Annotated in this window: 20 protein-coding genes and 1 riboswitch; of the genes, 10 read left to right on the top strand and 10 right to left on the bottom strand. The window is 60.6% G+C overall.

From position 1 onward, the window contains the following. Window positions 1-220: 220 nt before the first annotated feature. A riboswitch (cyclic di-GMP riboswitch) is annotated at window positions 221-307 on the top strand. A 91-nt stretch (window positions 308-398) separates the two neighbouring features. The 3 genes from NOM06_RS07480 (at window position 399) to NOM06_RS07470 (ending at window position 5,079) form a co-directional block, all read left to right on the top strand. Then, a complete protein-coding gene (locus NOM06_RS07480) occupies window positions 399-716 on the top strand; it encodes a hypothetical protein (RefSeq protein WP_005354947.1) in 318 nt (105 codons plus the stop codon). A gap of 470 nt (window positions 717-1,186) precedes the next feature. Continuing rightward, on the top strand, window positions 1,187-3,946 hold the full coding sequence (locus NOM06_RS07475) for a collagenase (RefSeq protein ID WP_236322758.1): 2,760 nt from the start codon (window positions 1,187-1,189) through the stop codon (window positions 3,944-3,946). A gap of 185 nt (window positions 3,947-4,131) precedes the next feature. Further along, on the top strand, window positions 4,132-5,079 hold the full coding sequence (locus NOM06_RS07470; RefSeq protein ID WP_236322757.1) for a vancomycin high temperature exclusion protein: 948 nt from the start codon (window positions 4,132-4,134) through the stop codon (window positions 5,077-5,079). A gap of 84 nt (window positions 5,080-5,163) precedes the next feature. Here the strand turns inward: NOM06_RS07470 and NOM06_RS07465 are convergent, their stop codons facing one another. From NOM06_RS07465 to NOM06_RS07455, 3 genes are all read right to left on the bottom strand, one after another. Next, on the bottom strand, window positions 5,164-5,778 hold the full coding sequence (locus NOM06_RS07465; protein ID WP_236322756.1) for a superoxide dismutase: 615 nt from the start codon (window positions 5,776-5,778) through the stop codon (window positions 5,164-5,166). 17 nt (window positions 5,779-5,795) lie between these two features. Beyond that, the gene (locus NOM06_RS07460) at window positions 5,796-6,275 is read right to left on the bottom strand and encodes a hypothetical protein (protein ID WP_139461408.1); all 480 of its coding nucleotides are present in this window, start codon (window positions 6,273-6,275) and stop codon (window positions 5,796-5,798) included. 174 nt (window positions 6,276-6,449) lie between these two features. Then, a complete protein-coding gene (locus NOM06_RS07455) occupies window positions 6,450-7,466 on the bottom strand; it encodes a chemotaxis protein (protein ID WP_005335957.1) in 1,017 nt (338 codons plus the stop codon). A 181-nt stretch (window positions 7,467-7,647) separates the two neighbouring features. Here NOM06_RS07455 and NOM06_RS07450 point away from each other — a divergent pair, with 181 nt between their 5' ends. Next, entirely contained in the window at window positions 7,648-8,367 is a 720-nt protein-coding gene (locus NOM06_RS07450; protein ID WP_255910860.1) for an SDR family NAD(P)-dependent oxidoreductase, read from the top strand. Here NOM06_RS07450 and NOM06_RS07445 read toward each other — a convergent pair. Together NOM06_RS07445 and NOM06_RS07440 are read right to left on the bottom strand one after the other, a co-directional pair. Then, the gene (locus tag NOM06_RS07445; protein ID WP_255910857.1) at window positions 8,354-10,420 is read right to left on the bottom strand and encodes a tRNA(Met) cytidine acetyltransferase TmcA; all 2,067 of its coding nucleotides are present in this window, start codon (window positions 10,418-10,420) and stop codon (window positions 8,354-8,356) included. The genes NOM06_RS07450 and NOM06_RS07445 overlap by 14 nt on opposite strands. Next, entirely contained in the window at window positions 10,417-10,728 is a 312-nt protein-coding gene (locus NOM06_RS07440; RefSeq protein ID WP_005354958.1) for an HlyU family transcriptional regulator, read from the bottom strand. Before NOM06_RS07440 ends, NOM06_RS07445 begins: the two co-directional genes overlap by 4 nt. A gap of 136 nt (window positions 10,729-10,864) precedes the next feature. On the opposite strand from NOM06_RS07440, the gene NOM06_RS07435 reads away from it, so the two are divergent. The 4 genes from NOM06_RS07435 to NOM06_RS07420 all read left to right on the top strand — a co-directional run bounded on the left by NOM06_RS07435 (window position 10,865) and on the right by NOM06_RS07420 (window position 14,556). Next, complete coding sequence (locus NOM06_RS07435) at window positions 10,865-11,071, top strand: bacterioferritin-associated ferredoxin (RefSeq protein WP_111901511.1); 207 nt, start codon at window positions 10,865-10,867, stop codon at window positions 11,069-11,071. A gap of 144 nt (window positions 11,072-11,215) precedes the next feature. Further along, on the top strand, window positions 11,216-11,695 hold the full coding sequence (gene bfr / locus NOM06_RS07430) for a bacterioferritin (protein WP_005335967.1): 480 nt from the start codon (window positions 11,216-11,218) through the stop codon (window positions 11,693-11,695). A 202-nt stretch (window positions 11,696-11,897) separates the two neighbouring features. Further along, the gene (locus NOM06_RS07425) at window positions 11,898-14,009 is read left to right on the top strand and encodes a DUF885 family protein (protein ID WP_255910854.1); all 2,112 of its coding nucleotides are present in this window, start codon (window positions 11,898-11,900) and stop codon (window positions 14,007-14,009) included. An 88-nt stretch (window positions 14,010-14,097) separates the two neighbouring features. After that, complete coding sequence (locus NOM06_RS07420; RefSeq protein WP_005363178.1) at window positions 14,098-14,556, top strand: methylglyoxal synthase; 459 nt, start codon at window positions 14,098-14,100, stop codon at window positions 14,554-14,556. 89 nt (window positions 14,557-14,645) lie between these two features. Here NOM06_RS07420 and NOM06_RS07415 read toward each other — a convergent pair whose 3' ends face one another. Both NOM06_RS07415 and NOM06_RS07410 read right to left on the bottom strand, forming a co-directional pair. After that, window positions 14,646-15,797 (bottom strand): iron-containing alcohol dehydrogenase, encoded by a 1,152-nt coding sequence (locus NOM06_RS07415; RefSeq protein ID WP_180343345.1) that lies wholly within the window; start codon window positions 15,795-15,797, stop codon window positions 14,646-14,648. Window positions 15,798-15,940: 143 nt separating this feature from the next. Continuing rightward, window positions 15,941-16,396, bottom strand: a complete 456-nt coding sequence (locus tag NOM06_RS07410) for a hypothetical protein (RefSeq protein WP_255910851.1) — start codon at window positions 16,394-16,396, stop codon at window positions 15,941-15,943. Window positions 16,397-16,862: 466 nt separating this feature from the next. On the opposite strand from NOM06_RS07410, the gene NOM06_RS07405 reads away from it, so the two are divergent. Continuing rightward, window positions 16,863-18,335 (top strand): C69 family dipeptidase, encoded by a 1,473-nt coding sequence (locus NOM06_RS07405; protein ID WP_255910848.1) that lies wholly within the window; start codon window positions 16,863-16,865, stop codon window positions 18,333-18,335. Between the two features lie 61 nt (window positions 18,336-18,396). Here the strand turns inward: NOM06_RS07405 and NOM06_RS07400 are convergent, their stop codons facing one another. Genes NOM06_RS07400 through NOM06_RS07390 form a run of 3 tightly spaced genes read right to left on the bottom strand, consistent with a single transcriptional unit; the run spans window position 18,397 to window position 19,998 of the window. Then, a complete protein-coding gene (locus NOM06_RS07400) occupies window positions 18,397-19,143 on the bottom strand; it encodes an SDR family oxidoreductase (protein ID WP_255910845.1) in 747 nt (248 codons plus the stop codon). A gap of 56 nt (window positions 19,144-19,199) precedes the next feature. Then, window positions 19,200-19,445 carry a DUF3624 family protein gene (locus NOM06_RS07395; protein ID WP_255910842.1) on the bottom strand — a complete coding sequence of 82 codons (246 nt, stop codon included), beginning with the start codon at window positions 19,443-19,445 and terminating at the stop codon, window positions 19,200-19,202. 31 nt (window positions 19,446-19,476) lie between these two features. After that, window positions 19,477-19,998, bottom strand: a complete 522-nt coding sequence (locus NOM06_RS07390) for an N-acetyltransferase (RefSeq protein ID WP_255910839.1) — start codon at window positions 19,996-19,998, stop codon at window positions 19,477-19,479. 186 nt (window positions 19,999-20,184) lie between these two features. Here NOM06_RS07390 and NOM06_RS07385 point away from each other — a divergent pair, with 186 nt between their 5' ends. Beyond that, window positions 20,185-21,624 carry a RimK family protein gene (locus NOM06_RS07385; protein WP_255910836.1) on the top strand — a complete coding sequence of 480 codons (1,440 nt, stop codon included), beginning with the start codon at window positions 20,185-20,187 and terminating at the stop codon, window positions 21,622-21,624. Window positions 21,625-21,641 lie beyond the last annotated feature (17 nt).

The raw sequence follows: 21,641 nt of genomic DNA, 5'->3' as shown, positions 1-21,641 counted from the left end.
ATCAAATTATTGGCAGCCCACACATAAATATACATCTACTACATTACATATTAGTCATAGATATGACGCGCTAATATAGAGGCTTGTCCGCAATATTCACAGGCAAGATTTGAGATAAAAAAATAAATATACGTTATTAATTATGCAGACTAACTGTGATCCATCTCTCATGATTTTTAAGCCGATTGATTTCTCAAAGTGGAGTGTTATCATCTAGACATAGAGTAAAGGGCAAACCGATCGAAAGGTCGGGACGCAAAGCCACCGGTCTAAGGGTTTTGATACCTAAGACAGCGGAGCTGCCATCTGAGAAGAGTGATGTTATTGCCGATTTATGGCATTACTCTTTGATTGCGTTGCCCTTTTCGTACAACACCTGTGACGAAAAGGACATAGATATGAAAGCTCAACACACCGCCTCCCGTTTAGTTCGCAAGACAGTTTTCTCTGTATGCACCTCCTTGCTGCTTGGTACCGCCTTGTTGCCATCCACTGCTTCTGCGGCTGATGGCTCAGTGACGTTTACTGGCACTATCTATGAATCTCCATGTGATTTTTCTGACAGCAGCGTGACCTGCTATTCAGGCATGAACAAACAAACCATGCCTTTGGCTCACTTGCAGCAAGCCGGTCAAATCAGCTCAATTAGCAGCACTATCAGCTACAAAGTGACCAATGCCAGCAACATGGCGATCGTGACTGTCAGCTATCTCTGATGACTCATCTGTAGTGACGCTGAAATTGGCGCGAAACAGATGAGCAGGTGGTGTTGAAAGCAACTCTTATCAGGTCGCCTGTGCTACCCATACAGGCGGCCAATATCTTTTCATCCCGCCTCCTCACGAACAAATAGCTGGCTTTGCTGATTGAGTCACCAGTCATCATCCGCCCAGATAATGTGGCTTAAGCCATAGGGACATCTCGCTTTTCCTGGTCCTTTGCTGCATGTCTCGTGTTGATTAAATGAGATCTGACACGCACTTTACACAACTAACAACTTCTTCAATAAAGTCGCATGTGAGCCCTCACTACGGCAGCAGGAGTTCAAAAACAGCAAGCATATAAATCAACGCTATATCATTGATTTATATGTCATTTAAAAAATCATTGATATTCTTTTGAGTCCCTGTAAATTGCCTTGCGATTACTCGCAAGACAATACACAAACAAGAACAAAGGGATAAAAATGAACCGTTCAGGTACCGGGTGGCTGCTGCTGGCAGGCCCCCTGCTTTTGGCGACATCCTCGGCGCAAGCCAACTACTCCCCCTATGACTGGCGACAGTATCAGCTGACTGGCGAATCGAGCCGACAACTGGCCGCTCGCATCACCGAGATCACCTACGAGCTCAAGGCGCGCAGCAGCAATGCTCCTTACCAGCAGCTTAGGGTCTACCGTCGCTTCGACTGGCAGAGCAGCGATCTCGCAGCCCTCGCCGAACAGCAGTGTGGCGAGCCGCAGCTCAAGGTAGATGCGGGCTGGCAGATTCGCTTCGTGCGCTGTGAAGATCGGATTCCGGCGGGCAAGCTCATTCCCGCCAGCAGTTATGACTTTGGTTATGGCCTCAAGCAGGGTCGCTGGGAGCAGCTGGCGGGCACGCCGACCGCCCAGCGGCAGGATCGTCTGCCGCTGCCGCAAGCCATCATCCTGGGTCAGAGTGAAAGGGAGCTGGATCGCTGCGAACTCAACGCACAAGGCCGCTGCACCGAGTCGGAGTGGCACTATCAGCCGCAGGATTGGCAGCAGTTGCAGGTACTTGAAGAGACCCCGAGCGAGCGGGATGGCCGGTTGGAGCAGATCTTCTTCCGTCTGCAACCGGTGGCAGGCAGTCAGGCTGCCGCTCAGGTCAGCGAGATCCATGTCTGGCGCCGCTATCAGTGGCAGCTGGATCAACTTACGCCTCAGCAGGAGTGTGATGAGCCGCAGGAGCGCAAGGAGGGGAGCAACACCATCCGCTATCGCATCTGCCGTCAGGTGATCCCCGCTGGCAGCGAGGTTCAGGTAACGCTGCAAGATAGCGGCTACCAATACCCGGCCGCTGGCGGCGAGTGGCAACACCTGCCAGAGAGCAAAGCGTGGCAGGAGAGCCGGGTGCTCAATCGCCCCATCGTGCTGGCCAGCAAGGAGGAGCAGCTGGAATGCCGCCGTGCCAACGGTCGTCTCTGCTCCGAGCCCGAGCAGCCCGATGTGGAGCTGCTCGACAGCGATGCCGCCAAACTGGTGGCCGACGTGAGCGGCCAGAACAGTCCTGCCTGGCAGGCGGATTACGGCCACGATGACGCCAAGCTGATGGCGGTGGTGCGCGGCATGCGTGCCCTGCTGGCGGCCAACCAACCGACCCATCCGGCAATGGACAAGCTGCTCTACTATGTGCGCGCCCACAACTACCACGGCGGCGTTGGCAAAGAGAGTGATCAAGTCGCTCGGGCACTGGCCGGGGTGATGATTGATCTGCTCAACCACCCATTGCTGCTGGGAGCTGAACCGCAGGATCAGGCTGGCACAGTGCTGGAAGCCTGGAGCGTGGCGGCACAAGGACAACTTGGCCAAGCCGCCTTCCGCCAGAGTGCTGCTCCCATGCTGGCCCAGCTCAACCAGGCGCTCGGCTATGCGGTGCAACATGCGGCGCAGATCAATGGCCACAAACCCTGGGCCGATGGCCTGTTCGAGCTGCTCAATCTGGTCGATCAGAGCGCCTCTTACGGTCAGCAGGCTGACTTCAGCGCAGCTGTGCTGCAGCAGGAGGCGGCATTGCGCCAGAGCCTGCTGCAACTGGGCCTGAGCGAGCTGGCCCTCTGGAAACAACGCGATGGCTCACGGGATCTGTTTATCTTCAACAACATCCTCGATGCCCACAGCCGCCTCTACCAGATGATGCGCTACCTCCATCACACCAGCCCGGATAAGGCGATTGCCTATCGCCAGCAGCTGGATCGCGATGTCATCGCCATCATGCGCCAGCAGGGGCTGATCCCGGGTGGCCAGCATCCGGCTGCCATGCTGGAAGAGGTATCCCTGACCCTCTCCAGCTACTATCTCACCTACACGGATCGCACCAGCGAAGCCTGTGTCAGCGGCGAGTTCGCCGGGCTTTGTACCCCGATCCGCATGGAAGATATTCTGCCGTTCGAGCACACCTGCTCGCCCACCCTGCGTCTGCGCGCCCAGGATCTGACCCTGGCTCAGGCCGAAGGGATTTGCCGCGAGCTGGGTGATGAAGAGCAGCGCTTCCACCAGCAGATGGAGACAGGCTGGCAACCGGTGGCCGATGATCACAACGAGGCGCTGGAGCTGGTGATCTTCAACTCCTCCGCCGACTGGGGCCGCTACGGCAGCGCGCTGTTTGGTGTCTCCACCGACAATGGCGGCATCTATATCGAGGGGGATCCGGCTCGCCCCGGCAATCAGGCCCGCTTCTTCGCCTATGAAGCGGAGTGGAAACGCCCCGCCTTCCAGGTGTGGAACCTGCGCCACGAGTACGTTCACTATCTGGATGGTCGCTTCAACCAGTACGGCAGCTTCGGACACTATCCGCTCAACCGCACCACCTGGTGGGCAGAGGGGATTGCAGAGTACATCGCTCACGGCCAGTGCTTTGCCCGTGGTCTGGATAACGTGGCAAACCGCCCCGCCAACCAGCGTCCGACACTGGCGGCGATCCTCCACCTTGACTACGCCCAGGGTGGCGAGATGGTCTACTCCTGGTCCTATACCGTGCACCGCTTCCTCAACGATACCGGTCGCAGCGCCAGCTGGTTGGCGCTGGCACAGGCGCTGCGCAATCCGGATCGGCAGCAGGCGATGAGCGACTTCGAAGGGGAGCTGGACCGGCTGATCGCCAACGACAGCGACGCCTATCAGGCGTGGCTAGCCCGGGATCTGCTGCCCTGGTGGCAAGCCAACAAGGAGTCAGACGCCTGCAAGGGTAACGACTCCGCCCACTGATAGACATCCAACACAAAGAGGGGCAGCCACCGCAGCCCCTCGCTTTTTCCCCCGCACTCCCTCTTCTGCTGCGACAACCTCTGCCCGAATGAGGTGCCCGCCCGTTATCAAGCCTGACGCCAGCGGCCGAGTTGTAATAGAATGCCGATAGCCACTCCCAACTTCAGACCCTGACCGCACCGCGCATGAAGAAGTTTGCCAAGATCCTCCTCGCCTGCCTCGTTTTGCTGCTGGCCCTGATTGCCATGCTGCTGGGCTACAGCGAGTGGATCGTCTCGGATGCCCGTCACTACACCTACGATCAGGTGGACAAGGTGCCCTACAACCGGGTTGCGGTGGTGCTGGGTACCTCCAAATATCTCTCCGGGGGCGGCCCCAACCACTACTTCAAATACCGCATCAAGGCGGCGGCCGAGCTCTACAACAATGCCAAGGTGGACTTCATCATCGTCTCCGGTGACAACGCCACCGTGCAGTACAACGAGCCACGCCAGATGCGCCGTGCCCTGATCAAGGCAGGCATCCCCGCCTCCGCCATCTATATGGATTTCGCCGGATTCCGCACCCTCGACTCAGTGGTTCGCGCCAAGGAGGTGTTCGGCCAGGAGCGCTTTACCGTGGTCTCCCAGGGCTTTCATAACGAGCGGGCCATCTTCATCGCCCGCCATTTCGGTATCGATGCGGTCGGCTTCAATGCCGAGGATCCCAGCGCCTATCAGGGGATCCGCACCCGGGTACGGGAAGTCTTTGCCCGCCTGATGGGGCTGCTCGACCTTTATGTACTGGACAAGGGGCCCAAGTTCCTCGGCGCTCCGGTCCCCATCGGTCTGCCTGTGCCTTGCCAGTCACTGAGCACCATCGGCAGCCTGCAACCCTGCCTCAAACAGCCCAAACCGGCGGTGGATGAGGCCAAGCCAGCGGCAGTTTCTGCCGCTGTTGCCACCGAGTCAGCTACTCCATCAGCCTCGGCCGTGACGGAACAAGTCACTCCTGCTTTATCCGCAGCGGCAGCCACTGAGTCGGTCACTCCCACCAAACCCGCGGCAGAAACCACCGCCGAGATGCCCAGCACGGCCCTGCCCACATTGCCGATGACCCCTTCAGCCGCCAGCGTCAGCACTGCCACACCATAAACAGACGACCCGCCAACTGGCGGGTCTTGTTATTACAGCGCAGGTTGTGGCGGTGAGCCTGTACACCCATTCCCAGCGGCCAAGTCAGCCTCGCGCCGCCTGATAGCGGCGGGCCACTTCGGCCCACTCCACCACCTGATAGAAGGCTGCGATATAGTCAGGACGCTTGTTCTGGTACTTGAGATAGTAGGCGTGCTCCCACACATCCAGCCCCAGGATCGGGGTATGGCCATGCATCAGGGGACTATCCTGATTGGCACTGCTCTCCACCTGCAATCTGCCCGCCTTGTCCACCACCAGCCAGGCCCAGCCGCTACCAAAGCGGCTCAGGGCCGCCTGAGTGAAGGCCTGCTTGAAGGCATCGAATCCCCCCAATTCCCGCTCGATGGCCAGAGCCAGCTCACCACCCGGCTCACCGCCCCCCTGCGGGCTCATCACCAGCCAGAACAGGGAGTGGTTGGCATGGCCGCCACCATGGTTGCGGACCGCCCCCTGCAGGGCGGTTGGCAGAGTATCGAAGCGGCGCAGCAGCTCTTCAACCGGCATTGCGGCCAGCTCTGGTGACCCTTCCAGCACGGCGTTGAGGTTGTTGATATAGGTCTGGTGATGACGGCTGTGGTGGATCTCCATGGTCAGTGCATCGATATGGGGTTCCAGTGCGTCGTAGGCATAGTTCAGGGCTGGCAGGGTATGGCTCATGATGACCTCTGTTCGGATTAATGGAGCCGGGATGAGGGCTCGCTCTGGCACAAGCAGTGACCGAGCGAACGCATGATCCCGGCGTGACTGCCGTGGCGCTGTACGAACGTCAGCAACTCGGCACGGGTTGTGCGGGTATGGCGCAACGCGGCCTCTCGCAGCCGAGAGGAGCAAGCGGGGGAGTGACAGGTCGCCAGCAGGCAGTCGTGCACATAGCAGAGCAGGTCGGCGGCGCGATCGGGCAAAGTCATGGCCACCAGCAGATCCGCCAGATTGTGGTGAGCCACGACCAGCGCCGCCACCGCCTCATCCGCGTCGTGCCATTGCACCAACTGCTGACGAGCCAGCCAGAGCGCCTGCTGATAATGAGCCAGCGCATGATGATACTCGCCGCAATCAAACAGCCGGTTGCCCTCTCGGGTCTGCTGTTTCCAGTGACTCATGCTGCTGCCACCTTCGGTCGACTCGACCCACCCCTTCACCCAGGTTGCTGTCATATGCTTCACGCCAACAAATGATAATAATTATCATTACATTAATCATGTCCGTGAGACAAGGGGCGTCGGGATCGCAACAAACAGCCAAAGTAGCGCGGCCACCCCTTTGCAAGGAGTGGCCGCTTGAGGCACCGGTCAGTGGATTCGACCGGCTAATTGGAAGTTAACGGCAGGTCAGATGTTGTTGGCGGGCGAAGGCGGGGCAATTCCCAGCAGCATGTGATCCATCATCCCCACCATGCGCCCTATCTCGGGCTTGGTGATGGTATCGTTGGCCCCCAGTTGCAGCGCTTTCTGACGGTTGTCATCGCTCATCAGGGAGGAGAACATCACGATGGGCATCTCCTTGTAGGAGGGGGTATCCCGCAGCCGCTTGAGCAGGTGCATGCCATCCATGCGTGGCATCTCCACATCGGTGATCACCGCGTTGACAAAGCCGGTCACCGGCATTCTCTCCTCCTGTGCCAGACGATCGAAATCCGTCATCATCTCCAGTCCCTCGCCACCGTCCTTGGCCGTAATCACGTTGTAACCGGCGGTGCGCAGGGTGGTTTCGATCATCTTGCGGATAAAGGCCGAGTCATCCACCACCAGAATGGTTTTGCCCTGACGCAGCGCCATCATGCGATCGTCGATGAGCACCTTGCGGTCCTGGGTGACGTCGTACTTCTCCATGCTGAGCTCGGGGTTGATATCGGCGATGATCTTCTCGAAGTCGAGGATCATGATGAGGTTGCCATCGCGCCTGACCACGGCCACCACGCAGTCGTTCTCCCCCGCCTCCAGAAACTGGCTGGGTGACTCCACATCCTCCCAGGAGACCCGGTGGATCCTGCTGACACTGTCGATCAGAAAACCGTTGGCCATCTTGTTGAAGTCGGTGACGATCACCACCTTGTGGCTGGGGTCCGGGTTGGTCTTGATGCCGAGCCAGCCCGCCAGATCCACCAGCGGGATGAGGCGATCCCGCAGGGAGAATACCCCCACCATATGGCGCTGGGCATTGGGGTAATCTGTGGTCTCCGGCACCCGGATCACCTCGCGCACCTTGGCGACGTTGATCCCGTAATAAGCGGTTTTTTCACGGCCGTCCGGTAGCTGCTTCTTGAGGTGAAACTCGATGATCTCAAGCTCGTTGGTGCCACTTTCGGTCAGGATAGATTTACGCTCTTCCCCATCTTTGGACATCATGGTGACTCTCATTCTGGTTGCGCGGGCAGCAGACCGCTGCGGTTTTCCCTCAGTATAGGAATGGAATTCACCCAGCGGCTCGGATCTCGGCAAGATTGCAGCGTTAACCGCTTGATCCCGCAGGCTGGCACGATCGTATCTGCCAATCAGGACAAATCCATGCGCTGATAAGGAGCCTGAGATGAGTGAAGGTATCGTCGTGATTGGAGCTTCTGGCGGTATCGGGGCGGCGCTGGTCGCACACTGGTTGGCGGCTGGTGTCGGGCCAGTGATTGCCATCAGTCGTCAGCCCGCACCAGCAGGAGCCTCTTCGCCGGCCCTGCACTGGCTATGTTGTGACTACAGCGATGAGCAGATGGCAAAAGTGGTGGCCCGCATCGCGGAGTTGGCGCCGAAACCGCACAGGGTAGTGATCTGCAACGGCATCCTGCATAAGGGGGAGATCCAGCCAGAGAAGCGGCTCGAAGCAATCAATCTCGATGCCATGACCCGTCTCTACCAGACCAACGCCCTGCTGCCGCTGCGCTGGATCAGCCAGCTGTTACCGCTGTTTGGCCGCGAGCCTTGCACTCTGGCCGTTCTCAGCGCTCGGGTCGGCAGCATTGGCGACAACCGAGCGGGCGGCTGGTATGGCTATCGCGCATCCAAGGCCGCCCTCAACATGCTGCTCAAGTGTGCCGCCATCGAGCTGGCCCGGCGGGCCCCCGGCATCAAATTGCTGGCTTTCCATCCCGGCACAGTGGATACCCAACTCTCTCGCCCATTTCACGCCAATGTACCGGCGGGAAATGTGCAGAGTCCCGAGCTGGTAGCCGACCATCTGATTAAGCTGATGAACCGGCTGCAACCGGATGGCGAGCTGAGCTTTCTCGACTGGCAGGGCAAACCTATCGAGTGGTAGGGGAGATCAGAAGACGCGCCAGCAGCGCCCGCAACCTCTTGATCACGGCGGGCTTGCCCGCCAGTTGCAACCTCGCAGCCAGTCTTCCCCAGTCGGCATATTGCCAGATGGTGGCGATCAGCAGATAACGCTCATCCGGGGTGAGCTCGGCCAACCGGACCAGATTGCCCGCCAACCACAACTGCAGGCTGGATTGGCTCAGTTCGAACGGCTTGTGATGCAGGGCAAAGCATTCAATCTCGTCACGCTCGAACTCGCCAAGCTCCGGCGCGGTGACGGTGCTGCCTTGCAGACATTGCCATACCAACTCGGGATCCAACGCGCTCAACTCACCCGCCAGCAGGGTCGGCAACTGGCAAACAAAACGCTGCTGCCACTGATCCAGCTCGGGCTCATGCTCGGGTTTCAGCACTTTGAGCAGCAGGGCTGCGTGGCAGCCGCTGGCGGCATCCCGTTGCAGACCGATGCGCAGCACCGTCAGTCCGGCCTTGCGCCAGAAGGGGAGCAGGTCGGCGCTGGCCGAAAAGGCCGAGCCGAGGTAGTCGGTGCCAATCTGGCGATAGTGCTCCTCAAGCTTGCCAAGCAGTAGCGACCCCAACCCGTGGCGATGCAGCTCGGGATGGATGGCGATACGCATCACCCGGGCGTAGCTGCGCGCCCCCGCCGTTTTAAAACCGGCGTGGGCCAGCAGCGACTGGGGCAGCAGATGGCCGCGCGGACGGCGACGCCCGGCCCAAATCGCCTCGGCCAGCTCGTGCTCTATCTCCCCTTCCCGCGCCACCAGCGCCACTCCCAGCAGGCTCGCATCCTGCTCCAGCAGATGGATGTCGAGATCTGGACTCTCCAGCAGCGATCTGAGATCGCTCGGCGTAGTCTGGTAGTGAGCCAGCACCAGCAAGCCGAACAGCTGGTTGAGCAACGCCTCGTCGCTCGCCAGCGCCTCCTGACAGATAAGACGCCAGCTCGGGCTGGTCGGCGGCAAGGGAGTTGCCACTTCGGCATTGAGGCCGAGCAGGCGGAAAATCAGCGGCTCCAGCGGATCGCGCTCACTCCAGCGGATGGGCTCAGAGAGGTGGATCTCCTGCCACTCCGGGGTCTGGCTATCGAGCACCCGTTTGAAGCGCAGGTGAAAACCGCGCCCCGTCCCCTCGTAACCGTGCTCGGTGGTGGCAAACACGATGCGACTGTGGCGGGCCAGCATGGTCTCGAGCAGCGGGGTCGGAATGGCGGCCGCTTCATCCACCAGCAGCAGATCGGGATTAATCGCCTCGTGCACCAGCCGATCCGGCGAGCAGTAGCTCAGCCCGGCCAGCTGCTCCGGCGTAGTATCTAGCACGCGAGCGGCGTGGGCAAACAGGGTCGCCACCGTTGCCTGCGAGGGGGCCGTCACCACTATGTTCAGCGCGGGCTGCTGACGCAGTAGCTCGGCGGCAGCAAGCCCCAGCAGCGCACTCTTGCCACGACCGCGGTCAGCGCTCAGCACCAGCGGCCGACGGCGATGACCGTGCAACACCTTGTGGATGGCGGGCAGCGCCCGTGTCTGATCGCAGCTCAGCCTGCGCTCCGGCCCAATCGGTTGCCACGGCTGCGAGCAAACCGGCGGCTCCAGAGAGAGGGCGGGATCACCTTCCAACAACCGCACCAGCCGGGCGATAAAGCCGTGGCCCGCCCGGCTCGCCTCCTCCTGCTGGGCCACCAGCCGGATCCGGTCGGGATCCGGCCATGCGGGCCACTGCGCTCTGGGTGGGGTCAGCAGCAACAGCAAGCCTCCGGCGCGAAGAGTGCCCGCCAGCGCCCCGAAGGCGTCGGGATGAAAGCCGCTGAAGGCGTTTAACACCAGCGTGTCACACTCCTGACCGAGCCGCTGCAGCGCCTTGGCGGCGGGTTGCGGGGCATAACACTCGGGCCCGGCGCCAAGCCAGAAGACGGTCTCGCTGAGCAGGGATTGGGCGCGAGCAATGCAGTCGGCCTCCTCCCCCTCCAGCCTGATCAGGCGCCGCTCGCCGGCGCGGGCCAGCGCATTGCGCAGGCTGTTGAGCTCAGGCGGCGTCATGAAGCCTGGCTGTCAGCCGGTTTGCGGGGCTCGAACATGCGATCTCCCATCTGATCGATAAAGGTGTGGGCCTTCTGCACCATGAAACGCTCAGCATCGGCCGGATTGGCAAACAGATCGGAGCGGATGAAACGGTGGGTTTGCAGCACGCCGTCCAGCTCCTTGGTGATGCGCCCTGCCAACCGATACTGGCCCCCTTCCGCCATGGGCTCCGGATAGATGAGATAGCCGGCATATTCGGTGGGAGTGACTTCCGGCGCCTTGGTCGGCTCGCCCCCGAACAGGGCGCTGAACAGTTTCTTGAGCATGGTGATCTCCTCTGGTTGCCAGCATTGTCCCCAAGGGGTTGCACAGTGGCAAGCAGGGGATCTTATTACCAATGGTTATTTGCACTACGAACCATTCTCATTTAGATTTCATCTCATTCCACAAGAGGTGATCATCATGTACGTCTGTTTGTGCCGCGGCATCACAGATACCCAGATCCGCAAAGCGGTGCAGTCAGGTAAAAGCGAATTCCGCCAGCTCAAGCAGTCGCTCGAGGTGGGCGCCCAATGTGGCAAATGCGTGCGCATGACCATGGAGATCATTGCAGCCGAGCTCGACAAGCTGGAGCAGGAGCAACCCGTGCTCTACTACGAAGTGGCCTGATCCGGACACCTCTTTTCTGATGCGACCCGCCAACAGGGTCCCCCCTTCTCTCAGGCGAGCTGGCTCGCCAGACCTCTTATTGTCACTTTTCTGGACTAAGCTCTAACGATCGAAGCCTCAGGCACGAACCAAGGAGCACTGTCGATGAAAGGAGATCCCAAGATCATTGCCCACCTCAACAAGGTGCTGGCCAATGAGCTGATTGCCATCAACCAATACTTCCTGCACGCCCGCATCTACGATGACTGGGGCCTCAAGGCGCTCGGGCACAAGGAGTATCACGAGTCTATCGATGAGATGAAACACGCCGACGAGCTGGTCAAGCGGGTGCTGTTTCTCGAAGGACTGCCCAATCTGCAGGATCTGGGCAAGCTGCGTATAGGCGAGACCGTCGAAGAGATGCTGCGCTGCGACCTCTCGCTGGAGATGGATGCCATCCCCGACCTCAAGGTAGCCATCGCCTACGCCGAGTCGGTGCAGGACTACATCAGCCGCGACCTGTTCCAGGAGATCCTGGAGGATGAAGAGGAGCACGTGGACTGGCTGGAGACCCAGCTAGACCTTATCGATCGCATCGGGCTGGAGAACTACCAGCAGTCGCAACTGCACCACGGCTCATCCTGAATAGTTATGGCATGAAAAAACGATTAAAAAACCCGCTCAGGCGGGTTTTTTAATGTCTGGCTGCATAGCTTTTCACACCACTTATCAGCATGAAAAATAAGCGTATTTTTGCTATTCAGATCGCAAAAACAGACGCTTGGGAGTTGCACTATTGGGGCCCCTCACAGGGACATACAATAACAACATGTGAAAGGACTACATCATGCACTTCCTACCCAACAAGCTAGCGCTAGCCTGCGCCATAGCCCTGTCTCTTGCCGCCTGCAATGACAACAGCTCGAACGCACCAGCAGACCCCGCAGCCACCAAAGCATCCCTGATGCAGACCATGGATGAGGCCCTGCGCGAGAGCCAGTCGCTCGACCCCTACGGTTTTGCCATCGATGCCGCCAGCATCGCCAAGCGAAAGGCACTCGACAGTTCACTGCTCCAACGACTGAATGCACTGGATCCCACGGTGTTAAGTGAGTGGGATCGGCTGTTCTACGACATGATCCGCTGGGACTTGCAGATCAATCTTGAAGGGTACGATTTACCCCAATCCCAGATCCCTATCCATCACTTCCGTAACCGCGTGGTGGATCTGGCAGATGACGTCGGAGCAGCCCCTGCCAGCGGCAAAGCGGCTCGCACCGTCAGCAGTGGCTTCGACTATTTCGAGCACAGCTCGGCAGACAGGGTCACGCCGGGTGATGGCGCATGGCGACGGGATCTCGACCGCACAGACACAGCGCCGGCACTTGCAATGGCAACTCGAGCAAAGACAACAATGACCCCGCTGGCCTGGTATCAGGAACACCTCACCTGGCTCAAGGCCTATGATGTCTATCTTGCCGAGGTGAAACACCAGTTCGAGCTGGCCAGTATTCAGGGCAACACCTTGCCTGATGAGCTGGTAGACCGGCTGCTGGCCCAGCTCAACAGCAAGCTGGATGGGGAGGCGATCGCCGGCTCCTACCTCGGCTGGCAGCAGTTGCCGGGGGATGCCGATGCCACACTGCGAGCAGACTACAAAGCCGTGTTGGACAGCATCAACAGCCGTTATCTGGCGCTGCGCGACTATCTGGATTACCAGCATGGCGGCGCCTATGCAGTGCGCTTGGGTAGTGGCGAGTGTGACGACGGTTTCTGTGGCATGACCAACGGGCGAGACTGGTATAGCTGGCTGCTGAAGAAGCACACCACCACCAATATGACACCCGAGCAGATACATGAGCTGGGATTGAGCGAGGTAGAGCGGATTTTCGCTGCCATGGTCAAGGTATGCCATACCGTCGGCAAGTGTGACAGCGACGACGTGAGCCAGAGCAAGCAGAGCGGCCAAATCTACGCCTTCTTCCGCTATCTGAACGATCCAGCATTCTTCTATCAGAACCCGCTAGAGGTCTGGTCCGCCGGCCTCAACCCGGACAATGCAGCCGGGGCGATGCTGAGCGGGCCACAGCAGCAGGCGCTGGCCGAACACGAGCGGGCACTGCAGGAGTACAACATCTTCAAGAGCAAGGCTGCACTGGTACTGCCGGACTTCTTCGATGCCGAACGTACCATTCCCAAACTGGATTACGAGGTGGTGCCCGTCTCCTATGAAGATGCGCCATACGGCGGGGTGGCCTGGTATCAGGACGGCAACCCGCAGACCGGCCGCAAGGGGCAGTTCTTCCTCAACACATACTACCCCTATGGTCTGCAGAGCTGGAACATCAGCACCCTGCTGGCCCACGAGGCGGCGCCGGGTCACCACTTCCAGATCACCATCGCCCAGGAGCTGGCCGCCAAGGACCCCGACTTCCCGCAGTACGTGGCTAACGCCTCCTACACCGCCTATGCGGAGGGCTGGGCGCTCTACACCGAATACCTGGCGGATCACGACATGGGGCTCTATCAGGGACGGGGCCTCTATGATCCGGCGGTGGGAGACGTGAAGGTCGAGGGATCATCCGCCTTCAACAACCAGTTGCAATACTTTGGCCGTCTCAACGAGGAGATGCTCAGGGCGATGCGGCTAGTAGTGGATACCGGTATCCACTGGTATGGCTGGAGCCACGATCAGGCCGTCAACTACATGAAGGAGAACTCGGCATTGGGTGCTGGGGACATCAGCTCCGAAGTTCCGCGCTACATGGCCTACACTGGCCAGGCGACCTCCTACAAAGCGGGCCAGCTGGCGCTGATCCGGATGCGGGAGTCGGCCGAGCAGGCTCTGGGCGGAGGCTTTGACCTCAAGGCGTTCCACCACCATGTGCTGGAATACGGCATGTTGCCCATCTCGGTGCTGGAGCAGAAGAACAAGCAGTGGATTGAACAGTCGAAGTGATCACAGTTACGGCGCCCGGCAAGGCAACGGGCGCCGCTTTCGATTAGGATACGACTCTCTTCCAATAACAATGCTACGGACGATTTCCATGGAACAGATTGCACGCGAGATGGCGCCCCACAAACGGGTGGCACTGGTGGCTCACGACAACATGAAGACCCCTCTGCTGAACTGGGTAATGCGCCGCAAGGAGGAGCTCAAGCTCCACCATCTCTATGCGACCGGCACCACCGGCACCATGCTCGGCAAGAAGGCGCAACTGCCCATCACCTGCCTCTTCTCCGGCCCCATGGGGGGCGACCAGCAGCTCGGCGCCCTGATCGCCGAAGGGAAGATCGATGTGCTGATCTTCTTCTGGGATCCCCTCAATGCGGTGCCCCACGATCCGGACGTGAAGGCGCTGCTGCGCCTCGCGGCAGTCTGGAACATCCCGGTCGCCACTAACGAAGCGACCGCCGACTTCATCATGGACAGCCCCCATATGCGGCAAGCGTTCAGCGTACAGATCCCGGATTACGCCGGTTATCTGAAGGCACGCACCGAGTGATCGGCTAACCCGTCATACAAGAGGGCCGCAACAAGCGGCCCTCTTTAATTGGGAAAATGCATCAACCAGGGAAACAAATCGACGCTGGCTTATAGCGCCCGGGCGAGAATGCGCGCCACCCGATCCGGGTCGATATCCTGCTGCTCACCGAGCGCGGTGCGCCCCACCCGCTTGAGGTTGGAGCAGACCGCCGGAATGCAACTTTCGCTGAGGCCATAGTCAGCCAGCCGGGTCCCCAGCCCCATCTTCTGGAAGAACTGCTCGGTGCGGATGATCGCCTCCTCGATGCGCAGGGCCTTGTCCTCGCGGGTCGAATGCCACACCCGCTCGGCAAACTGGGCCAGTTTGTCCTGCTTCTGACTCGCCCGCTCACGCAGCAGTGAGGGGAGCACCACCGCCAGACTCTGGCCATGATCCAGCCCGTAGAGCGCCGTCAGCTGATGGCCGATGGCGTGAGAGGCCCAATCCTGCGGCACTCCGCAACCGATAAGGCCGTTGAGCGCCAGACTGGCCGCCCACATCAGATTGGCCCGTACCTGATAGTTGGTCGGCTCCGCCAGCGCCTTGGGGCCGTTCTCCACCAGCACCTGCAGCAAACCTTCCGCCAGCCGATCCTGTACCTCGCCTCCCACCGGAAAGGTGAGGTACTGCTCGGCAATATGGACGAAGGCATCCACCACTCCGTTACCGGTCTGGCGTGGCGGCAAACTGTAGGTGGTCGCCGGATCGAGCACCGCAAATTGCGGCTGCACCAGCGGGCTTCTGAAGGAGATCTTCACATCCCCGCGGCTCACCACCGAGGTGGGATTGCTCTCGGAGCCGGTCGCTGGCAGGGTCAGCACACAGCCCATCGGCAGCGCCTTGTGCACACTCGCCTGCTTACCGCAGATATCCCAGGGATCATCCCCCTCGTAGCAGGCGGCCGCCGCAACAAACTTGGTGCCATCCACTACCGAGCCGCCGCCGACCGCCAGCAAGAAGTCGATGCGCTCGCGCTTCACCTGCGCCACCGCCTCCATCAACAGCTCGAATCTGGGGTTGGCACCGATGCCGGAGAACTCCTGCCACGTCACCCCTTCCAGCGCCCGGGTCAGCTGCTCATACACCCCGTTCTGCTTGATGCTGCCTCCGCCGTAGAGCACCAGTAGCCGGCTGCCAGGCGGGATCAGTTCGGGCAGGCTGGCGATCTGCCCCTCGCCGAAACAGATACGGGTCGGATTGGCATATTGGAAGTTGTACACGGCGGACTCCTCGACTGGCTCAATGCGCGGACATTGTGCGCCTGTGGGGAGGTGAGGTCAAAAGAGGTGGCAGAAGCTTGCCCATCGGCGGTCGACACTGGCCCATCGGTGCCGACCGGGTAGATCTCAGAACAGCGGCAGGATCAGGCAGTTTTGGCCTCATCTTTGGATGAGCTCTTCTTGCCGGTCAGGCGATCCATCACCTCCTTGAGCATCGCCTCTCGCTGCTCGTTGAGCGGCTTGCTCTGCTCCGCACGCTCTTCCGGCGTCAGCTTCTTGTTATCGGCGATGGTCTTGAGCTTCTCTTCGATCTCGTTGAACTTCTTGCGATCGAAACCAAGCGCCTTGTCCACCAGCTGCTGCACTACGCCCCCCTTGTCGGAGCTCATATCCAGCGCCGGTGGCAACTTGTTGTTCTTGGCCAGATGTTCGTAGGTCAGCACCTGCTGGGCCTGGCCGGTCATGCGCTGGGTGGAGAGGCTGACCATCTCCTCCCAGCCACCACCCTGACCGCCGCTACTGGCACTGTTGAGGGTGGCGAGGGCGCGGTTGTTGGATGCGCTCTGGGCAAGCTGCTGGCTGTAGGGTTTGATATCCATGAAGACTCCCGTTCTGTGTGCCGACCCGCCGGAAGCGGGCCGACTGAATGCGGCGCTATGGGGTCTGGCCCCACCTTTGACAATAAAACCAGCAAGTTACAGGCCAACTTGTCAGATTGGGCGAGATCCCCGCGCTGGCAAGCTTGCCAGCAGTTACAGCCCCAACGCAGCGTCAGAATCATGACTCATCCGCTGTTTTTACCCCGATTTCCGACACATACCGCTGCCTTAAAAACGCTGCACCATATAAACCGCAGGAACGCTCCATCGATCACAAAACAAACAACCAGCGAGGCATACAATTTTGGCGCACCATCGGGCAAGCAAGCAGCGTTATGGATGATATGTTTGCGAATTCAACCAGATGCAGACCTGTCTACCGTCGGATCTCCGAACCAGTCCAGTTACTCCCGGCCGCTTCTCCCGCCCCCTGACGCGCATCCACCGCAACCCTTCGGGTACACCTATGAAAAAACACACCTTGAGTCTTCTCTCCGCCACCCTGCTCACCCTGCTTGGCACCAGTGCCGACGCCTGTACCGGCCTTATTGTCGGCAAGGGGGCCAGCGCCGACGACAGCGTAATGATCGCCAGAAACGAGGATTTTGGCGTCAACAACTGGAACAAGTACCTCGCCTTCCGGCCCGCGCAGCAGAACGAGGGCAAACTCTGGAAACTGGGCAACGGACTGGAAGTGCCGATGCCCAAAGCATTTTTCGCCTACTCCGCCATCCACGACTGGGATGCGACGTCCAGCGATCCGGCAGGCAAATATTATGAAGAGCGCGGCATCAACGAGTTCAACGTCGCCATCTCGGCCACCACCAGTGCAGAGGTCAACGACAAGGCCCGGAAAGCCGATCCGCTGATCGAGAAGGGAGTGATTGAAGCCATCATCCCGACCCTGATCCTGCCGCAGGCCAGGACGGCCAAAGAGGGGGTCGAGCTGCTCGGTCGCTATGTGGAGCAATATGGCGCCGGTGAGGGCAACAGCCTCTATCTGGCGGATGTAAACGAGGCCTGGCTGATGGAGATCGGCTCCGGCCACCACTGGATTGCGGTGCGGGTACCGGACGACAGCTACGCCATGGTGGCCAACGGTCTGCGGATCCACGGCGTCAATCTCGACAGCGCCGATGTGCTGCACTCGCCCAAGCTGCTGGAGTTTGTACGCGAACACAAACTGCTGGATAACGCCGATCCGAAAGATTTCAACTTCGCCAAGGCGTTCGGGGTGATTGCAGACCCGTACAACGTGGATCGGGAGTGGCTCGGCCAGAAAATGCTGACCGCCAGCCAGAAACAGGCGACTCGGCAGGCGCAATATCCGCTGTTTATGAAGCCGGATGCCCCCATCGCTGTGCCGGACGTGGCCAAGCTGCTGAGCGCCACCTATGACGGCACGCCGCTCGCGGGCAAGGCGGAGCGGCCGATCCGCGTCGATCGCCAGCTGGAATCCCACGTCATCCAGCTACGCAAGGAGATGCCCAAAGAGCTGCAGGGGCTCATCTGGCAGAGCTATGGCGTGCTGGCCGAATCTGTGATGGTGCCGCTCTACAACACCCTAGAAAACTATCCCCTGCCCTATCGCACCGGCAGCGACAGCTACTCCGATGATTCCGCCTACTGGCAGTTCCGCAGCCTGACAGCGCTGGCCAGCGCCGATCCGGACAAATACCTGCCGCTGCTGCGAAACGTCTGGAGCAAGGAGAGCAACAAGCTTTACAAGGAGGTGGCCCTGCTCGACCAAAGCCTCAAGCAGGCCTATGCCAGCGACAAGGCTACCGCCATCGGGCTGGCCGCCGACTACTCCTACGGCCAGCTGGAGCAGACCTATCAGATGGCCAAAGATCTGCGCTACAAGCTGATGACGGATCTCGCCAAGCGCAGCGAGAAGAAGTATTCGCCGGAGGAGTTCAAGAAGATCATGAGCCTGTGACCGGCTCGCCAACGCAAAGAGGCTCCCACGGGAGCCTCTTTTGTTTCAGCCAATGCAGCGATCAGCGACGGCTGATATTGAGTGGGCCGAAGGTCTGGGCCACCGGCATGATCTCGATGCTGTTGATGTTGACGTGGGCCGGTTGCTGGCTCACCCAGAGCACTGTATTGGCGATATCTTCCGGCTGGATCGCCTCCACCCCCTGATAGACGGAGGCCGCCTTGGCATCGTCACCGTGGAAGCGCACGTTGGAAAACTCGGTGCCGCCGCACAAGCCCGGCTCCACGTTGGTGACGCGAATGGCGGTGCCCGCCAGATCGGCACGCAGGTTGAGGCTGAACTGCTTCACGAACGCCTTGGTGGCGCCGTAGACGTTGCCGCCCGGATAGGGGTAAGTGCCGGCGATGGAGCCGATGTTGATGACGTGGCCGCGATTGCGCGCCACCATGCCCGGCAGCAGCAAGCGGGTGAGCAGGGTCAGACCGCTGATGTTGGTGGCGATCATCTGCTCCCAATCTTCCAGATCCGCCTTGTGGGCCGGCTCCAGCCCCAGCGCCAGACCGGCGTTGTTGACCAGCAGATCCACCTCGCTCCAGGCGGCTGGCAGGCCGGCGATGGCAGCGCGGGTGGCCGCCTTGTCCTGCACGTCGAACGCCAGCGGCAGGAACTGCGCGCCCAGCTCGTCGGCCAGCGCGGCCAGCCGCTCGGCGCGGCGACCGGTGCCGATCACCTTGTAGCCCGCCTGCACCAGCTGGCGGCTGATGGACTCACCAAAACCGGACGAGGCGCCCGTTACCATTGCAATCATCTGAACCTCCATATCTACACCGATATTGTTATTTATCTGTTTGAATCTATTCAGATTCATTCATCGCTCAATTCACGTCCGGTCGCCTTGCGCCAGACAAATACCACCAGATGGAGCAGCAACAGGCCCGAGCCACCCAGCGCAAACAGCAGGCCGGTGAGGGCGTTGACCGAGGTGTCGGCACCGCACCACCACCAGACCAGCCAGCCACTCAGGCCGATGACAAAAGTCTGGATGGCGCAGATCGGACAGCGCCCCAGCTTGGCCCTGATGGCGGTGGCGAGACAGTTGTCGCAGCTCATCCTGCTCCTCGATGTTGCTTGTTCAATACGGTCAGTTGGCCTGTGAAGATGGCTTGCGCACCTGAGAGCGAGCCACTCTGCGCCGCTCACGCTCATCGTCGCTCACCAGCGGCAGCACCAGTCGGTGGGCGTGCTGGTCGCGGCCATAGTAGTCCGCCAACCTCTGCTGGGGACGAAATCCCAATCCCTGATAGAGCGCCAGCGCCTCTTCGTTGGCGTCCGCCACCTCCAGCCGGATCGCCCCCCAGCCAGCGGCCTTGCCCTCGCGGATCACCTGCTCCAGCAGGCGGCGGGCCCAACCCAGACGACGCACCGTCCAGCGGATGGCCAGCGCCTGAATGACCAGCCGATCCCAGCCTCTGTGCTCCAGCAGGCAGAGATAGCCCATCAGCTGATGTTTCTCGTCCAGCAGCAACAGGGTGCGCCCCTTGGCGTGGGCTAGCAGATAGTGCCAGCGGCTGCGGCCAAAGGCGACTTCGGGAGGAAAACAGTAGCGTTCCAGATTCACGATGGCGCCCAGATCATCGGTTCGGGCCGCACGTACGGTCAACACGGGGAGTCCTTGTTCGGTTATTTATCCTCAGCACCAAAAATGCGACTTGTATCACAAGTTACCAAGGCGTCATATTAGGCACTGTAACCTCTTGTTTCCCCTCGCGCCATTGTCGTGCTTGTCGGTGCATCGAAGCCCACTGGGGATCCTGCCTGTTCAGGCAGTCTGATCTGTGGAGCCGAAAATATGAGTACCTATGTCATCGTCGAAGAGCTGGGCGACTGGCCTTGCCATGCCGATTATCTGCTGACCGCCCGCACCTATCTGCAACATGGCGTGCCGACTACCGGCGGCCGACCCCGCATCATCAACCTCTGCCGCAATCTGGAGCACCTGAGCGCAGGCTACTACTGCTCGCTGCTGGCCCAGGCCCGCGGCCACCACTGCCTGCCGGGTCTGCAGGCCATCAGCCGACTGCAACCCCAGCAGCCACCGGCCAAGCTGTGGCGCAAGGCACAGGGGTGGCTGGCCCAGCAGAGCGAGGATCGGATCAGGGTGCGCGCCATCTTCGGCCAGTGTGAACAGAGCGAGCTGGCGGGGCTGGCCCGCTACTACTACGGCCTGAGCCAGCTGCCGCTGCAGGAGCTGACCCTCAAGCGCGGCCGCCACGGCTGGTCGGTGCGCCAGCAGCAGAGCCTGTCACCGCTGGCGCTGAGCCCAAGCGAGAAAGAGTTAATGCTGCACCACGCTCAGGCGCTGGTGGGGACCGGTGATGAGGAGCAGGCGGCGCCGCTCTACCAGCTCGCCATTCTGGTCGACCCCGATGATGGCCGTGCCAGCAGTGACGGGCTGGCGCTGGAACGCTTTATCCGGGCTGCCGCCGCACAGGGGATCCGGGCCGAGATCCTGCCACCGTCGGCCATCGAGCGGCTGCCGGAGTTCGACACCCTCTGGCTCCGGGCCGAAACCGCGGTCGGCCACTACACCTTCGAATTTGCCCATCGCGCCGAACAGCTCAAGATGCCGGTGATCGACAGCTCCCGCGCCATCCTCGCCTGCAGCAACAAGCTCTACCTCTACGAGCTGATGGTGCGCAGCGGCGTGCCCATGCCGCCCACCATGGTGGTGACCCGCCGCGGCCGCCACCATGTGGACGAGCTGGTACAGCGGCTCGGCCTGCCGCTGATGGTGAAAGTGCCCGACGGCGCGCAGGGGCGCGATCTCGCCATGGCCAGCGACGAGCAACAGCTGGCCCGCCTGCTGGACGAGGGGCTGGGCCGCTCCGCACTGCTGCTGGTGCAGAGCCGGATCCCCGCCGAGTTCGACTGGCGCATCGGCTTTCTCGACGGCTCGCCGCTGTTCGCCTGCCGCCGCTACCGGCCCGAACCCGGCAACCGCATTCGCCGCCGCAAGCACCCCCTCGACATGAGCCGCATCGAGGCGCTGCCGCTTAACGAGGTGCCGGAGCGGGTACTGCAGACCGCTCGCCGCGCCGTCCATCAGCTCGGCAATGGCCTCTACGGGCTCGATTTGCGCCAGCAAGGGCGTGACTGCGTGCTGCTGGAGATCGTCGACAACCCCTGGATCCGCGGTGATATCGAAGACAAGGAGGCGCAGGATCTCTATGAGCGACTGGCCCGCGCCTTCCGCCAGCGGCTGGAAAACCGGGGCCAGACCACCGCATAACCCGCCATGACTTTGTC

The organism is Aeromonas sp. JL9 (genome assembly GCF_024436075.1).
GTDB classification, from domain to species: Bacteria; Pseudomonadota; Gammaproteobacteria; order Enterobacterales; family Aeromonadaceae; genus Aeromonas; species Aeromonas veronii.
This window is presented reverse-complemented; position numbering and strand designations above follow the sequence as displayed.

Excerpts from the sequence above, each read along its gene's own strand:
- NOM06_RS07480 (WP_005354947.1), top strand. The coding sequence starts at position 399 with ATGAAAGCTCAACACACCGCCTCCCGTTTAGTTCGCAAGACAGTTTTC.
- NOM06_RS07475 (WP_236322758.1), top strand. The coding sequence starts at position 1,187 with ATGAACCGTTCAGGTACCGGGTGGCTGCTGCTGGCAGGCCCCCTGCTT.
- NOM06_RS07470 (WP_236322757.1), top strand. The coding sequence starts at position 4,132 with ATGAAGAAGTTTGCCAAGATCCTCCTCGCCTGCCTCGTTTTGCTGCTG.
- NOM06_RS07465 (WP_236322756.1), bottom strand. The coding sequence starts at position 5,778 with ATGAGCCATACCCTGCCAGCCCTGAACTATGCCTACGACGCACTGGAA.
- NOM06_RS07460 (WP_139461408.1), bottom strand. The coding sequence starts at position 6,275 with ATGACAGCAACCTGGGTGAAGGGGTGGGTCGAGTCGACCGAAGGTGGC.
- NOM06_RS07455 (WP_005335957.1), bottom strand. The coding sequence starts at position 7,466 with ATGATGTCCAAAGATGGGGAAGAGCGTAAATCTATCCTGACCGAAAGT.
- NOM06_RS07450 (WP_255910860.1), top strand. The coding sequence starts at position 7,648 with ATGAGTGAAGGTATCGTCGTGATTGGAGCTTCTGGCGGTATCGGGGCG.
- NOM06_RS07445 (WP_255910857.1), bottom strand. The coding sequence starts at position 10,420 with ATGACGCCGCCTGAGCTCAACAGCCTGCGCAATGCGCTGGCCCGCGCC.
- NOM06_RS07440 (WP_005354958.1), bottom strand. The coding sequence starts at position 10,728 with ATGCTCAAGAAACTGTTCAGCGCCCTGTTCGGGGGCGAGCCGACCAAG.
- NOM06_RS07435 (WP_111901511.1), top strand. The coding sequence starts at position 10,865 with ATGTACGTCTGTTTGTGCCGCGGCATCACAGATACCCAGATCCGCAAA.
- bfr (WP_005335967.1), top strand. The coding sequence starts at position 11,216 with ATGAAAGGAGATCCCAAGATCATTGCCCACCTCAACAAGGTGCTGGCC.
- NOM06_RS07425 (WP_255910854.1), top strand. The coding sequence starts at position 11,898 with ATGCACTTCCTACCCAACAAGCTAGCGCTAGCCTGCGCCATAGCCCTG.
- NOM06_RS07420 (WP_005363178.1), top strand. The coding sequence starts at position 14,098 with ATGGAACAGATTGCACGCGAGATGGCGCCCCACAAACGGGTGGCACTG.
- NOM06_RS07410 (WP_255910851.1), bottom strand. The coding sequence starts at position 16,396 with ATGGATATCAAACCCTACAGCCAGCAGCTTGCCCAGAGCGCATCCAAC.
- NOM06_RS07405 (WP_255910848.1), top strand. The coding sequence starts at position 16,863 with ATGAAAAAACACACCTTGAGTCTTCTCTCCGCCACCCTGCTCACCCTG.
- NOM06_RS07400 (WP_255910845.1), bottom strand. The coding sequence starts at position 19,143 with ATGATTGCAATGGTAACGGGCGCCTCGTCCGGTTTTGGTGAGTCCATC.
- NOM06_RS07395 (WP_255910842.1), bottom strand. The coding sequence starts at position 19,445 with ATGAGCTGCGACAACTGTCTCGCCACCGCCATCAGGGCCAAGCTGGGG.
- NOM06_RS07385 (WP_255910836.1), top strand. The coding sequence starts at position 20,185 with ATGAGTACCTATGTCATCGTCGAAGAGCTGGGCGACTGGCCTTGCCAT.